Below are 15,373 nucleotides of genomic sequence, written 5' to 3' on the forward strand. Positions count from 1 at the left end.
GGAGCGGGCCACTGTACCTGAGCTTGGTGACGGATGCTTACTCACGCAAGATAGTGGGTCATCACGTGCACGAAGGGATGCACGCCGAGTCGGTGGCGATGGCGTTCAGACAAGCGCTGAAGCAACGGCGTGGCGGCGGGGAGCTTATCCATCACTCGGTCCGTGGCGTGCAGTATTGCTCGGGGCTGTATCAGTCATTGCATGAACGGCACGGGGTGAAATGCTCGATGACGGATGGCTATGACTGCTACCAGAATGCGTTGGCAGAACGGGTGAACGGAATTTTGAAAGGGGAGTTGCTGCTACAAAGCCCGCAGGACCTGGCGCAAGCGAGGGAGATAGTGCGTGAGGCGGTGGATATTTACAACCTGGAGCGACCGCATCATGGGTTGAAATACAGAACCCCCGATGCAGTGCATCGGGGGTTCTGAGTCACGTGAAGCTAGACGAAAATGTGTAAACCTATTTCAGGACTAGACACCAGGATCAGGTGGCCGGTCAGCAGCGCCCCTTCTTGGCCTGTCCCGGTGGACAGAAGGTGCCGTAGCCCCCGCGATCCCCGTCGCTGACCCGGATCCGGGTATCGTCCACGCTCACATCGGCGCCGTGCACCCGCACCGGCCCGCTGCTGCAGGCAGCGAGCAGCCCGCCCAGCATGATCATCACTACCAGCTTGCCCATAACACCTCCTCTTGTTTTCCTGATTATGAGGTTTGTGGCAGGGCGGTTGGATACGGCGCAAAGCCCGTGCGTCATGGCTTGCCGTGGTTATGACGAAGGGCGCTGCAGCGCCCTTGTATGGGTCAGAAAGAGGCGCTGGAAGATTACAGGCGGAAGTTGCCGACCAGCTTGTCGAGCTCGCCGGAGAGCTGCTGCAGACTGCGGCTGGACTCCGTCAGCTGGTGGGCTATGTCGGCTGTCTCCATGGTGAGCTGGTTGATGTCCTCCACGTTGCGGTTGATCTCGCCCACCACGCTGGACTGCTCCTCGGTGGCGGTGGCGACCTGGATGTTCATGTCGCTGATCTGGGTGATGTGGGCGGTGATCTGACCGAGCGCCCCGTTGGCGGCGTCCGCCTGGGTGACCACCTCCAGACTCTGGTTGCGGCCCTGGGCCATGGCGCTGACGGCGCGGGCGCTCTGCTCCTGGAGGCGGTTGATCATGCCTTGGATCTCGGCGGTGGAGGCGGCGGAGCGGCTGGCGAGGTTGCGCACCTCGTCGGCCACCACGGCGAAGCCGCGGCCCTGCTCACCGGCGCGGGCGGCCTCGATGGCGGCGTTGAGCGCCAGCAGGTTGGTCTGCTCGGAGATGCTGCGGATGGTGTCGAGTATGCTGCCGATGGAGTCGGTCTGGCTCGCCAGGGATTCGATGACCCCGGCCACCTGTTCGATCTCACCGGAGAGACCGACGATGCCGTGGCGGGCCTGCGCCACCACGACCGCACCCGCATCAGCCTGATCGTTGGCCTGCCTGGCCACATCGGCGGCGAGCGACGCATTGCCGGCGATCTCGCTGACGGTGGCGCCCATCTCGTGGATGGCGGTGGCGACCTGGACGGTGCGATCCCGCTGGGCGGTGCAGTTGTGCTGGGTCAGCTGGGCCTTGGCGGCCACCTCGTTGGCGGTGGTGGCGAGCTGGCGGGAGTTGCTCGCCACCTGCTCTATGGCACCGTGGATGCGGGCCACGAACTGGTTGAAGCTGCTGGCTATCTCGGCCAGCTCGTCCTTGCCGGTGAGGCTGGCACTGCTGTCGAGGGCGAGATGGCGGGCGGCATCCCCGATGTGCAGTTGCAGGAAGGAGACCCGGCGGCGCAAGCCGATCAGGATGAGGGTCGAGACCAGCAGCGAGATGGCAATGGCGATGACTATGATGGCGATCATCTGGTTGCGGCCGCTGTCATAGCTGCTCTGGCTCAGCTCGTTGCGGTGCTGGGCCTGGCCGATGAGACCGTCGAGCAGGGCGTTGGCCCCCTTGCGCATCTCCCCATAGGTCTGGCTGTAGCTGTCCCGATAAATGGTGCGGGCCACCTCCATCTCATCCTTCTCCAGCGCCTGCAGCATGGGGATCAGCTCCTCACGCTCCATCTTCTCGAACTGGCCGAGCAGCCGTTCGGCCTCGGCCCGGGCGGCGGGATCGACCTGGGCCGTCACCGCCTGCTGCATGGCCTGACGCATCTCGGGAATATCTTCCTCGCGGGTCTCCTTGACCCGGGTCAGCACCCCCTTCTCGTCGCGCAGGGAGGTGTCTTGCAGCAGCATCATGTCGATGCCGACGCGCATGCGCGGGATGCGGGAGGCCACTTCCGCCATGGCCCGCATGGGGGTGGCGGTATTCTGGAACAGCTCATCGGCCTGCTGTTTGATGTTGCCCATGCTGCGCAGGCTGGCGGCGCCGACCAGCAACAGGGCGAGACAGGGCACGGTAACGGCCAGGATGAGTTGGGTTTTGATCGTGATCTTGCCTGCCAGCATGATGGCTCCTTGGTGTGTTGCTATGTCGCTAATGTAGCGGCTTGTCATGACGGTTTGCCGTCATGCCCGGGCCGACACTCCCTGCCGACCCGGACGAAAAAGAGCGCCGAAGCGCTCTTTCATCTCATAGCCGGAAGTTGCCGACCAGCTTGTCGAGCTCGCCGGAGAGCTGCTGCAGACTGCGGCTGGACTCCGTCAGCTGGTGGGCTATGTCGGCTGTCTCGGTGGTGAGCTGGTTGATGTCCTCCACGTTGCGGTTGATCTCCCCCACCACGCTGGACTGCTCCTCGGTGGCGGTGGCGACCTGGATGTTCATGTCGCTGATCTGGGTGATGTGGGCGGTGATCTGACCGAGCGCCCCGTTGGCGGCATCCGCCTGGGTGACCACCTCCAGACTCTGGTTGCGGCCCTGGGCCATGGCGCTGACGGCGCGGGCGCTCTGCTCCTGGAGGCGGTTGATCATGCCCTGGATCTCGGCGGTGGAGGCGGCGGAGCGGCTGGCGAGGTTGCGGACCTCGTCGGCCACCACGGCGAAGCCGCGGCCCTGTTCACCGGCGCGGGCGGCCTCGATGGCGGCGTTCAGCGCCAGCAGGTTGGTCTGCTCCGAGATGCTGCGGATGGTGTCGAGTATGCTGCCGATGGAGTCGGTCTGGCTCGCCAGGGATTCGATGACTCCGGCCACCTGCTCGATCTCACCGGAGAGGCCGACTATGCCGTGGCGGGCCTGCGCCACCACGACCGCCCCCGCATCGGCCTGATCGTTGGCCTGCTTGGCCACATCGGCGGCCAGGGACGCATTGCCGGCGATCTCGCTCACTGTGGCGCCCATCTCGTGGATGGCGGTGGCGACCTGGACGGTGCGATCCCGCTGGGCGGTACAGTTGTGCTGGGTCAGCTGGGCCTTGGCGGCCACCTCGTTAGCGGTGGCGGCGAGCTGGCGGGAGTTGCTCGCCACCTGCTCGATGGAGCCGTGGATCTTGGCGACGAAGTTGTTGAAGCCGGTGGCGACCTGGCTCAGTTCGTCCCGTCCTTCCACCTTGAGGCGCTGGGTCAGATCCCCGTCACCACTGCCCAGTTCCCGGAACAGGCGAGCCAGTTCGTTGAGGGGGCGACTGACAGAGCCGGCCAGCAGGACGCCAAGCAGCCCCATGCCGACGGCGATGAGCAGGCTCACCAACACTATGTGCAGCCGCGCCTTGTCCAGCTCGGCATAGATCTCGGCTTCCGGCACCTGGGCTACCAGATACCAGTCGAGCAGGGGAATATAGCTGGTGGCGAGCACCACGGGCTGGCCATCTATTTCGGCGTGGGTGGCGGCAAAGGGCTGCTTGGTCATCAGCGCGCCGGCGCCCGGGCCTGCCAGCTGACTCAGGCTGTCTCTGTCGATGCGGGCGGCGTCCGGGTGCAGCTTCACCTTGCCGCTGCCATCTGTCATGAAGACGAAGCCGCTGTCGCCGATGCGGAAGTTGGCGAGCATGCTGACCATGCTGTCGAGAGACTTGGCAAGCCCGGCCAGGCCGCGCCCGTCGAGCTGCTGGAAGTTGACGAACAGCTTCACCTCGCCATTGCTCTCGCGAAAGATGCTGAGCATCAGGTCCTGGCCGCTCTTGGTGTAGTCGTAGAACCAGTTGTCCTGCTCATGATTCAGGATGCGCAGGAAGCCGTCCTGGTTGTAGTAGGCGGCGCTCTGGCGATCGGCGAAGGAGGCGGTGACCAGGCCATACTGGCTCGTCATGTCCTTGAGCTGGTCGATGAGGATGGACTCCTGCTCCTTGGGCATGCCGCGGGCCACCCAGTCCAGCACGAAGCGGTCATTGGCCAGCTGTCTGGCGGCGCTCGCGACCGAGGTGAGATCCTTCTCGATCTCCTTGCCGATGCGCTGGGTCAGGTTGGGCAGCTCCTGCTCGAACATGCGGGTCTCGATCAGCTGCTGGGCCGAGCGCTGGCTGAAGTAGCCCACCAGCAGGCAGGAGAGAGCCACGGCGAGGATGACGGTGGCCAGAATTTTCTGTTTGAGTGTCAGGCTTGCGAACATAAGGGTGACTCGGGGTGTGGGCCTAAGGTTGAGTACATATTAACGGCTGATCTGGCGCGCTCTTGAGGTGGCGGCGGCGATTATTGCCGATTAACGTTTGCGCTCACATCAGGCTGGGACTGGATTGGCGCCAGTTATCCCTGGCTCTGGGGCCCCTGGGGGTGATGACATCTCGCCAGCAGGGGCGCTTGCAGTTAAAGTTCTGGAACTTATAGTTGGCAGCACTCATGTCGGCGGACTGCTCGCTCGACTCGCACGGATCAATGGACACTCATATGCGCATCTTTCATCGGGGATGGACCCATCTGCTAATGCTTCTGCTGGCAACCCTGCCATTGGCGGGGATAGCCCAGGCCAGTGACACCGGGCCCAAGGCCAGGGTGCACGGCGGCGAAGGCAAGGCGGAGAGACCCAGGATAGCCCTGGTGCTGAGCGGCGGCGGCGCCAAGGGGGCGGCCCACATAGGGGTGCTCAAGGTGCTGGAAGAGAAGCGGATCCCGGTCGACATCGTCGTCGGCACCAGCATGGGATCCTATGTGGCGGGCATGTACGCCATGGGGCTCAGTGCCGAGGAGGTGGAGCGCATGACCCTCGCCATCGACTGGAACAAGGGTTATCAGGACAAGGTCGGTCGTGACGAGCTCTCCCTGCGCAAGAAGCAGCAGAGCGAGAAGTACCAGCTGCGCACCGACATCGGGGTCAATGGGGATTCCACCCAGTTGCCTGACGGCTTCTTCCAGGGCCAATCCATGGCCAGTTTGCTGCGCCATGCCACCTCCAACCTGCCGGCGCAGAAGAGCTTCGACGATCTGCCCATTCCCTACCGCGCCGTGGCCACCGACATGGAGACGGTGACCCCCTTCGTGCTGGACAGTGGCAGCCTGGCCAAGGCGATGCAGGCCTCCATGTCCATCCCAGGTGCCCTCAAGCCCGTGGAGTGGGAGGGGCATATCCTGGCCGACGGTGGCACAGTCAACAACATGCCGGTGGACGTGGCCAAGGCCATGGGGGCCGACGTGGTGATAGCGGTGGACATAGGCGCCAAGCTGCGCACCCGGGAGTCGCTCAAATCCGGGCTGGCCATGATAGACCAGCTCACCACCTACATGACCCAGGTCGGCACCGAGAAGCAGAAGGCGCTGCTGGGGCCAAAGGACGTGCTGCTCAGTCCTGAGTTCGGTGACATGGGGATCGCCGACTTTGCCCGCATGCCGGAGGGGATCAAGCAGGGGGAGGCGGTGGCCGACCGCGCCTCTGCCCAGCTCGATGCCCTGTCGCTCTCCCCCGACGCTTACGCGGATTACCGCAACAAGAAGCTGAGCCGCCGCGCCGAGCGCAGCGGGCAGCCGGCCTACTACATCGACAAGGTGGAGATCCTCAACAAGTCGCGCCTCTCCGACGAGACGGTGCGGGCCATGCTCAAGGTGCGCCCGGACAAGGTGCAGACCTATGAGAGCCTGGAGGCCGGGATCCGCCGCCTCTATGCGTTGGAGTCGTTCGACCGCATCACCTACGAGGTGGAGGAGCGGGACGGCGAGAACGTGCTGGTGGTGGATGCCAGCGAGAAGAACTGGGGCCCGGGCTATCTCAACTTCCAGCTCGGCTTCTCCGATGACTTCGAGAGCAGCTCCAACTACAACGTCGGCATGTCCTATACCCTGACCAACGTCAACGACTGGGGCGCCGAGTGGCTGACCGAGGCGTCGCTCGGCACGGCCAAGCACCTCAAGACCGACTTCTACACGCCGCTCGAGCCTTCCCAGACCTTCTATGGGGAGGCGAGCCTGGCCTATGACAAGACCCAGCGCCGGGTCTTCTTCCCGGAGGAGGATGTCAAATCGTCCGGGGTCCGTTATCTGGACTCTGAGTACAGCTTCACCAGCATGGATCTCGCCGTCGGCTGGAACCGCCAGCCCTGGAGCAGATTGTCCCTGGGGCTGGAAGGCCAGGTGGGCGGCGTCGATGTCCAGAACCTGTCCGACGCGAACGCAGATGCCACCGCCTGGGGGCCCTACATTCGCTTCGAACACGACACCCTCGACAGTCGCTACTTCCCCTACGCGGGGGTCTACTGGGACATCAAGGGGGGCTACTCCCACATCAAGATAGAGCCGACCGGCGAGCCGACGGAGAACACCGAGGGGCTCAACTACCACATGGCGATGATCAAGCCCTGGTCATGGGGGCGGCACAGCCTCAACCTGATGCTGGAAGGGGGCGGCTCCTCCTCGGAGGAAGAGGTGCCGCTGTTCGTGCAGGATCTCGGCGGCCTGTTCCGGCTCTCCGGCTTCCAGCACTACCAGTTGAGCGGCCGCTACAGCCTGTTCAGCGGTCTGCGCTACATCTATCGGGTGGCGGACAACGACTTCGGGGCCATCAAGGCACCCCTGTTCCTCGGGGGCTCCCTCGAGCAGGGCGGGGTCTGGAACAAGGGGGCCGACATCAGCCTGGAATCTTCCTATACCTCGGGCTCCGTCTATGTGGGGGTGGAGAGCTTCCTCGGCCCCATCTTCCTCGGCTATGGCATGGCGGAGGGGGGACACGACATGTTCTATCTGCAATTGGGCACTACGTTCCAATAAGGGTGAAATGCTGACTTTTTGTTAACTTGTTTGTGCTGTGTCTCTTGTCAGTTTAAAAAAACCTAACCGGCTTATATGGTTATGCTGGTTTGGCGAATAACTGCACAGGGTTTGGATTTTAATTACTCGTTAAAACTTATATAGTGGGGGGCACCCTACGGGTGTCCCGCAAGGACGATCGCCGCGAGCTTGGGCGAACCCCAAAAAAAAGACCAAAGAGGAATTAGTCGTGCTTGAAACATACCGTAAACACGTCGCAGAACGTGCCGCCGAGGGCGTGGTTGCCAAACCTCTGGATGCAGAGCAGGTCGCCGCCCTGGTTGAACTGCTCAAGAACCCGCCCGCCGGTGAACATGATTTTCTGAAAGAACTGTTGTCCTCCCGCGTTCCCCCGGGTGTTGATGAAGCGGCCTATGTCAAAGCCGGCTTCCTCACCGCCGTCGCCAAGGGCGAGGCCCACTCACCCATACTGACCGCCGCCGAAGCGGTCGAGCTGCTCGGCACCATGCAGGGTGGCTACAACATCCAGCCGCTGATCGATCTGCTGGACGACGCCTCCCTGGCTCCTCTTGCCGCCAAGGGGCTGTCCCACACCCTGCTGATGTTCGACTCCTTCCACGACGTGGAAGAGAAGGCGAAGGCGGGCAATGCCCACGCCCAGCGGGTGCTGCAATCCTGGGCCGATGCCGAGTGGTTCCAAAGCCGCCCCGCCCTGGCCGAGAAGATCACCGTCACCGTGTTCAAGGTGACCGGCGAAACCAACACCGACGACCTGTCCCCGGCACCGGATGCCTGGTCCCGTCCTGACATCCCGCTCCATGCCCTGGCCATGCTGAAGAACGCCCGCCCCGGCATCACCCCGGACAAAGACGGCGTCATAGGCCCGGTCAAGGCCATCGAAGAGCTCAAGCAGACCGGCTTCCCGCTGGCCTACGTCGGTGACGTGGTCGGTACCGGCTCCTCCCGCAAGTCCGCCACCAACTCGGTGCTCTGGTTCATGGGCGACGACATTCCCTTCGTGCCGAACAAGCGCGCTGGCGGCGTCTGCCTCGGCGGCAAGATTGCCCCCATCTTCTTCAACACCATGGAAGATGCCGGTGCCCTGCCCATCGAAGTGGATGTCTCCAAGCTGGAAATGGGCGATGTGATCGACATCTTCCCCTATGAGGGCAAGATCACCCGTCACGGCACCGACGAGGTGCTGGCCCGCTTTGAACTGAAAACCGAGGTGCTGATCGACGAAGTGCGCGCCGGTGGCCGTATTCCGCTGATTATCGGTCGCGGCCTGACCGACAAGGCCCGCGAGGCCTTAGGGTTGCCGTTCTCCACCGTGTTCCGTCGCCCTGTGCCTGTGGCCGACACCGGCAAGGGTTACACCCTGGCCCAGAAGATGGTGGGCAAGGCGTGCGGCGTGCAGGGCATACGCCCGGGCACCTACTGCGAGCCGCGCATGACCACGGTCGGCTCCCAGGACACTACTGGCCCCATGACCCGTGACGAGCTGAAAGATCTGGCCTGCCTCGGCTTCTCCGCCGATCTGACCATGCAGTCCTTCTGCCACACCGCGGCCTATCCCAAGCCCATCGACGTGCAGACCCACCACACCCTGCCGGACTTCATCATGAACCGCGGTGGCGTCTCCCTGCGTCCCGGTGACGGCGTCATCCACTCCTGGCTGAACCGCATGCTGCTGCCGGATACCGTGGGTACCGGCGGTGACTCCCACACCCGTTTCCCCATCGGCATCTCCTTCCCGGCGGGCTCTGGCCTGGTGGCCTTCGCCGCCGCCACCGGCGTCATGCCGCTGGACATGCCGGAATCCGTGCTGGTGCGCTTCAAGGGCGAGCTGCAACCTGGCATCACCCTGCGTGATCTGGTCCATGCCATCCCCTACGCCGCCATCCAGAAGGGGCTGCTGACCGTCGAGAAAGCGGGCAAGAAGAACATCTTCTCCGGCCGCATCCTCGAGATCGAAGGTCTGCCGACTCTGAAAGTAGAGCAAGCCTTCGAGCTGGCGGACGCCAGCGCCGAGCGCTCCGCCGCCGGTTGCACCATCAAGCTGGATCAGGCCCCGATCATCGAGTACCTGAAGTCCAACATCGTGATGCTCAAGTGGATGCTGTCTGAAGGCTACGGCGACGTGCGCACCATCACCCGTCGTATCAGGGGGATGGAGGAGTGGCTGGCCAATCCGGTGCTGATGGAAGCGGACAAGGACGCCGAGTACGCCGAAATCATCGAGATCGATCTGGCCACCATCAAGGAGCCCATCCTCTGTGCGCCGAACGATCCGGACGACGCCCGCCTGCTGAGCGACGTGGCCGGCAGCCAGATCGACGAGGTGTTCATCGGTTCCTGCATGACCAACATTGGCCACTTCCGTGCCGCCGGCAAGCTGCTCGAGAAGTACCAGGGCGAGCTGCCAACCCGCATGTGGATTGCCCCGCCCACCAAGATGGACAAGGATCAGCTGACCGAAGAGGGCTACTACGGCATCTTTGGTCGCGTCGGTGCCCGCATCGAGATCCCGGGCTGTTCCCTGTGCATGGGCAACCAGGCGCGCGTGGCGGAAGGGGCCTCGGTGGTCTCCACCTCCACCCGCAACTTCCCGAACCGTCTGGGCAAGGGTGCCAACGTCTACCTGGCCTCTGCCGAACTGGCCGCGGTGGCCGCCATCATCGGCAAGATCCCGACAGTGGCGGAGTACCTGCAATACGCCAAGACCCTGGATGCTACGGCGGCCGACACTTACCGCTACCTCAACTTCAACGAAATCGCCTCCTACACCAAGAAGGCCGATGCGGTGATTTTGCAACAGGCGGTCTAAGCCTGGTCGGTCTGACCACTGGAAATAACAATGCCGCGTCCTGACGCGGCATTTTCCATTTGTGGGGGTTGCGCGATAATGGGCCGCCAATCTCCCGCCACTGCGTCGTCGATTTCTTTTACCAGCGCGCTGCGTTAGGTTGTCTGGCCTGAATGGTCCCATTGTCTTCTGTGCGAGATGGGCGTTATTTCACTGCGGCGCTTGCCAGGGCAAGCCTGCGAATTGCGGCGTGGTTACTATGTTCCTGTTCCGGATTGATCTTGCCCGTACGAGATGGCGCCTTGGCTGTGCCCTGCTGGTCTTGACCCTGCCACTGCTGGCGGGGGGCTGGATGGTGCACCGCAGCTATGAGCAGGAGTTGAAGAGCGACGCCAGCGCCTCCGCCTACAAGGCGAGAACCTTGCTTGAGCGCATGCTGGATCAGGCCGAGCAGGCCAACCTGGAGGCATTGCCGCTGGTGAACCAGCCCTGTACCGGCAATCTGCTGCAACTGCGCAAGAGAGTGGCCCTCGAGCCTTTCCTGCGCTCGGTCAATCTGGTGCGCGACGGGGTGATCAACTGCACCTCGCTGTTTGGACCTGTCCAGGAGGTGGATGACAGGTCGGTCTACACGCAGGACAAGTTGCTGCTGATGCGCGGCAACAGGGTGCGTCAGAATCATCCGCTGCTGGTGGTGCGCCATGATCGCGGGCGCGATGCGGTGCTGAGCGCCATCGACAGCACCCAGCTCAGCTTCATGCTCGCCATGAGCAGCGACGCCAGCGAGCTCTATCTGCAGGTCGGGTCGGCCTGGATCGACGAGTCCGGCCATCATCAGAGCCAGCCCCCCAGGCTGCACAGCAAGACTCGTCTTGAACTCTCCTCCCACCGCTACCCCTTCGCCATCCATGCGGGCTATGCCATGCCGCTCTACTGGCACTCCCTGTGGGAGGCCCGCCATCTGGCCCTGCTGTGGCTGGCCGGCACCTCTGTGCTGCTCGCGCTGCTGGTGTGGTGGGTGCTCGGTCGCCCGGGCTCCCCGACCGACGAGCTGAGGCGCGGGTTGCGGGCGGGGGAATTCGTTCCCTACCTGCAACCCCTGATGGCCAGCAAGGACAGCCGCATGGTGGGGGCCGAGGTGCTGATGCGCTGGCAGCACCCGAGTTCAGGGCTGATCCGCCCGGATCTCTTCATCCCCCAGGCGGAAGAGTCCGGGCTGATAGTGCCCATGACCACCCATCTGATGAAGGTGGTGGCCCATCGCCTTAAGCAGGTGCAGAGCCAGCTGCCCGAGGGATTTCACATCAGCTTCAACATCAGCGCCGCCCACTGCCGGGATCTCTCCCTGCTGGCGGAGTGCCGCGCCTTCCTCGCCCACTTCCAGCCGGGGCGGGTGGCGCTGGTGCTGGAGCTGACCGAGCGGGAGCTGCTGGTGGCCAACCCCCATACCCTCTCCCTGTTCGCACAGCTGGACGAGATGGGGGTCAAGCTCGCCATCGATGACTTTGGCACCGGCCACTCCAGCCTGATCTACCTGCAGCAGTTCCATGTGGACTATCTCAAGATCGACCGCTCCTTCATCGGGCGGATCGGCACCGAGTCCCTCTCCGAACACATAGTCGACAACGTGATCGATCTCGGTCGCAGGCTGGGCCTGGCCCTGGTCGCCGAAGGGGTCGAGACCGAGCATCAGGCCGCCTACCTCAGGGGCAAGGGGGTGCATTATCTGCAGGGATTCCTGTTCGCGCGCCCCCAGCCGCTGCGTCAGTTCTGTCAGGGGTTGACGGCAGGGGAGGCGGATAGCCAGCCAGTTGCCGGTCGCGCCTCCTCCGCCTGAGTCCCGCAGTGTGGCTGCTCGTTATTTGACCGGTTAGGCCTGGGTTCAGCTTGGGTTGCTAAGATGGCGACCCTTTACGAACGGGATCCGCCATGCGTTATTGCTCCGCGGCCGACACGGCCAGACCCAGGCCAAGACTGCTGATCACCTTGCTGATGTTCGCGCTGCCCATGCTGCTCGGCAACTGGGCCATGCTCGTTCGCTATCGGGTCGATCTGCAGTGGGAGTCCCATCAGGCGGCGAGCCATACCCTGGCGCTGATGGAGACCATGCTGTCTCATGCCCAGGCGGCCAATCGCCAGGCCTTGCCATTTCTGGGCAAGCCCTGCGCCACTGCGCTGCCGACCCTCAGATCCCTGGTCGCCATGGTGCCCTTCGTGCGTTCGGTCAACCTGAGCCAGGGGGACAGCGTCTACTGTACCTCCCAGTTTGGCCGGCGCCGGATCCCCTATACCGCCGAGCAGTACAGCCAGGGCCAGCTGCGCCTGATGGAGGGGAACGAGGTGCGGCGGCATCATCCCGTCCTCTCGGTGCGCACCGGCACTGTGCAAGGGGCCGTGATGACCCTGATCGATGGGGATTACCTCAACTTCATGCTGAGCCTCAACCAGGGAGCCATGCCCCTGATGCTCAGGGTGGGCGATGGCTGGCTCGACGAGGAGGGCCACTTCTTCGCCGCCACGCCTTCCCTGGCGAGTCAGGAGCATGTCGAGCTCCAGGCTGCTGGCTATCCGCTCTCCATCTATGCAGGCTACTCCTCTGCTCCCACCCTGATGGGGCTGTGGCGTCATCATGGCTTCGGGATCTGGCTGCTGTTTGCCTTCAGTGCCGGTGTTGCCGTGCTCATGTGGTGGCTGCTGGGTCGCCCCCGCTCCCCGACCAGCGAGCTGGCCCGGGCCCTGCGGGCCAAAGAGTTCGTCCCCTACCTGCAACCCCTGGTGGAGAGCGGCAGCGAACGCATCATGGGGGTCGAGGTGCTGATGCGCTGGCAGCATCCTGACGTGGGCCTGATCAGGCCGGATCTCTTCATTCCCCAGGCGGAGGCCTGTGGCCTGATAGTGCCCATGACCAGCCTCATCATGGGGAGGGTGGGGCAGCAGCTGGTCGCAAGCCAGGCGCAGTTGCCCGATGGCTTCCACATCAGCTTCAACATCAGCGCGGCCCATTGCCGGGACGACAGCCTGTTGGAGGAGTGCCGCAGCTTCCTCGCCCGCTTCGCACCGGGCAAGGTGACGCTGGTGCTGGAGCTGACCGAGCGGGAGCTCTTGGTGGCGGATCCCCATACCCTCTCGCTGTTCCAGGCGTTGAACGAGATGGGGGTCAAGCTGGCCATGGATGATTTCGGCACCGGCCACTCCAGCCTGGTCTATCTGCAGCAGTTCCATGTGGACTACCTCAAGATCGATCAGTCCTTCATTCGTCGTATCGGTACCGAGTCCCTCTCCGAGCACATAGTCGACAACGTGATCGATCTGGGCCACCGCCTCGGCCTGGCGCTGGTGGCCGAAGGGGTCGAGACCCGCGAGCAGGCGGAGTATCTCAAGGGCAAGGTGGCCTATCTGCAGGGCTACCTGTTCGGCCGTCCCGTGCCCGTCCGGCAATTCTGCGACGAGCAGCTGGCGCAGGCGGCCTCGCCAGTGATTGAGGCCAAAGAGGAACAGCCTGAACCAGCCTGAAGCGGACCTGCCAGCAAGCCGCATCACGAGTGTGCGGCAGTGGTGCCCCCTGATGAGCAAGCCCCGGCGAGTGCCGGGGCTTTTGTATCTGAGGTCAAAGGGAAAGTCAGGCGGAGAAGCCGCCATCTATGGTCAGACTGGCGCCTGTGACATAGCCTGCTTCAGGTCCCGCCAGGTAGGCGACGAAGCTGGCGATTTCGTCATCCTTGCCGTAGCGTGCCAGCGCCATCATCCCCTTGAGCTGCTCCGCCGATTCCCCGTCAGCCGGGTTCATGTCGGTATCGACCGGGCCTGGCTGCACGTTGTTGACCGTGATGCCCCGCGGACCCAGATCCCGTGCCATGCCTTTGGTCAGGCCGACCAGGGCAGACTTGCTCATGGCGTAGACGGAGCCGCCCGCCATGGGGATGCGATCGGCATTGGTGCTGCCGATGTTGATGATGCGCCCTCCCTTGCCCATGTGGTGGGCCGCCTCCTGACAGGCCACGAAGACGCTGCGGATGTTGACCGCCAGGGTGCGATCCAGGTCATCCAGAGTCAGCTCCTCAAGGTGGCCCCATACCAGTACCCCGGCGTTGTTGACGAGAATGTCCAGCCGCCCGAAGCTGGTGACGCTCTGGCGTATGGCGTGCTGTACGGCCACGGCATCCGCGCTGTCGGCACGGATGGCCAGGGCCTTGCCGCCCGCCGCCGTGATGGTCGCGACAAGCTCTTCTGCCTTGCTGGCGGAAGAGACATAGGTAAAGGCCACGGCGGCACCGTCGCGAGCGAGGCGCTTCACAATGGCGGCACCTATGCCGCGTGAACCACCTTGTACGAAGGCCACTTGTCCACTGAGGGGTTTGACGGTCAACATCTGATCTCTCCTGTCTGGTGATAAAGCAAGGTCTGAGCGAGTTGGGAACTCAAGGCTATCCAGGCCACCCCAAGCAAGGAGTGGTGTTGAATGAACCGGTTTACAGTGTGATTGATTCCTTGAGGTTGATTAAGTAGCTATCATTCCAATCTCTAATTCCTTCAAGGACCGAGTCGATGACAGTACAGGACCCCTTTCTGAGCGTCAGACACTTTGTCGCCGTGGCTCGGACGGGCAGTTTTACCGCAGCGGCGCTGGGGCTGGGGCTGACCGGCTCGGCGTTGAGCAAGAGCATAGTGCGTCTGGAGGCTCGACTGGGGGTCAAGCTGCTGCACAGAACAACCCGTCGGGTGAGCCTGACCCCGGAGGGAGAGGCGTATCTGGCCAGCTGTCTTCAGGCTATCCGGGTGCTGGAGGAGGCGGAGCAGAGCCTTGCATCGGGAAAGCAGAGCCCGTCGGGTCGCGTGCGCATCGATCTTCCCGCTGCGTTTGGCCGCAGGCACGTGCTGCCTATCCTGCTGGAACTGGCTGGCCAGCATCCACAGCTGGATCTGTCGGTGACCTTCAACGAGCGCAAGGTCGATCTCGTCGAGGCCAACATCGATCTGGTGGTACGCATAGGGGCGCTGGAGGACCAGGCGGATCTCGTTGCGCGCCGTCTGGGGGAGCAGAGGCTCGTCATCTGCGGGGCGCCCTCCTATCTGGCCAGGCGCGGGGTGCCCTTGACCCCGGATGAGCTGTCACGGCACGACTGCATCATCGACTGGCGAGCCGGTCATCGTCATGGCTGGCTGCTCAGCAATGGGGCGGGCAAAACGGAAGCCCGTGACATCCCGGTACGCTACGAGATGGGGGATGGGGAAGCCGTGCGGGCAGCGGCACTGGCCGGCCTTGGCCTGGTGCAGGTGCCGACCTGGCTGGTAAACGAGCAGTTGGGATCGGGCGCCCTCGTCTCGGTGCTCGATGATCACTCCGGCGGCGAGATGCCGATCAATCTCCTCTGGGCCAGGAGCCAGCACATGCCGCTCAAGGTGCGCGTCCTGGTGGATGCCTTGCTGCTGGCGGCGCAACAGAGTGGCAGTGCCTTTCGGGCCAACTGAGCCAGGTCAC

Annotated in this window: 10 protein-coding genes; 6 read left to right on the forward strand and 4 right to left on the reverse strand. The window is 63.6% G+C overall.

Features of this window, described 5'->3' with window-relative positions; translation table 11 throughout:
- Positions 1–431 (forward strand): integrase core domain-containing protein (locus G4923_RS14995; protein ID WP_163137546.1); only part of this gene is annotated, 431 nt, incomplete at its 5' end.
- Between the two features lie 67 nt (positions 432–498).
- Here the strand turns inward: G4923_RS14995 and G4923_RS15000 are convergent.
- The 3 genes from G4923_RS15000 to G4923_RS15010 all read right to left on the reverse strand — a co-directional run bounded on the left by G4923_RS15000 (position 499) and on the right by G4923_RS15010 (position 4,506).
- Entirely contained in the window at positions 499–681 is a 183-nt protein-coding gene (locus G4923_RS15000) for a hypothetical protein (RefSeq protein WP_163137547.1), read from the reverse strand.
- 143 nt (positions 682–824) lie between these two features.
- Positions 825–2,471 (reverse strand): methyl-accepting chemotaxis protein, encoded by a 1,647-nt coding sequence (locus G4923_RS15005; RefSeq protein ID WP_163137548.1) that lies wholly within the window; start codon positions 2,469–2,471, stop codon positions 825–827.
- Positions 2,472–2,595: 124 nt separating this feature from the next.
- The gene (locus tag G4923_RS15010) at positions 2,596–4,506 is read right to left on the reverse strand and encodes a methyl-accepting chemotaxis protein (protein WP_163137549.1); all 1,911 of its coding nucleotides are present in this window, start codon (positions 4,504–4,506) and stop codon (positions 2,596–2,598) included.
- A 275-nt stretch (positions 4,507–4,781) separates the two neighbouring features.
- Between G4923_RS15010 and G4923_RS15015 the strand changes: the two genes are divergently transcribed.
- From G4923_RS15015 to G4923_RS15030, 4 genes are all read left to right on the forward strand, one after another.
- Entirely contained in the window at positions 4,782–7,088 is a 2,307-nt protein-coding gene (locus G4923_RS15015) for a patatin-like phospholipase family protein (RefSeq protein WP_111911098.1), read from the forward strand.
- A gap of 229 nt (positions 7,089–7,317) precedes the next feature.
- Positions 7,318–9,915 (forward strand): bifunctional aconitate hydratase 2/2-methylisocitrate dehydratase, encoded by a 2,598-nt coding sequence (gene acnB / locus G4923_RS15020; protein WP_163137550.1) that lies wholly within the window; start codon positions 7,318–7,320, stop codon positions 9,913–9,915.
- A gap of 238 nt (positions 9,916–10,153) precedes the next feature.
- Positions 10,154–11,731, forward strand: a complete 1,578-nt coding sequence (locus G4923_RS15025; RefSeq protein WP_163137681.1) for an EAL domain-containing protein — start codon at positions 10,154–10,156, stop codon at positions 11,729–11,731.
- 92 nt (positions 11,732–11,823) lie between these two features.
- Positions 11,824–13,407 carry an EAL domain-containing protein gene (locus G4923_RS15030; protein WP_163137551.1) on the forward strand — a complete coding sequence of 528 codons (1,584 nt, stop codon included), beginning with the start codon at positions 11,824–11,826 and terminating at the stop codon, positions 13,405–13,407.
- A gap of 106 nt (positions 13,408–13,513) precedes the next feature.
- Here the strand turns inward: G4923_RS15030 and G4923_RS15035 are convergent, their stop codons facing one another.
- Entirely contained in the window at positions 13,514–14,263 is a 750-nt protein-coding gene (locus G4923_RS15035; protein ID WP_163137552.1) for a 3-oxoacyl-ACP reductase family protein, read from the reverse strand.
- A 176-nt stretch (positions 14,264–14,439) separates the two neighbouring features.
- Here G4923_RS15035 and G4923_RS15040 point away from each other — a divergent pair, with 176 nt between their 5' ends.
- The gene (locus tag G4923_RS15040; RefSeq protein ID WP_163137553.1) at positions 14,440–15,363 is read left to right on the forward strand and encodes a LysR family transcriptional regulator; all 924 of its coding nucleotides are present in this window, start codon (positions 14,440–14,442) and stop codon (positions 15,361–15,363) included.
- The last annotated feature ends 10 nt before the right edge of the window (positions 15,364–15,373 follow it).

Origin of the sequence: Aeromonas rivipollensis (assembly GCF_010974825.1) — a bacterium.
GTDB classification, from domain to species: domain Bacteria; phylum Pseudomonadota; class Gammaproteobacteria; order Enterobacterales; family Aeromonadaceae; genus Aeromonas; species Aeromonas rivipollensis.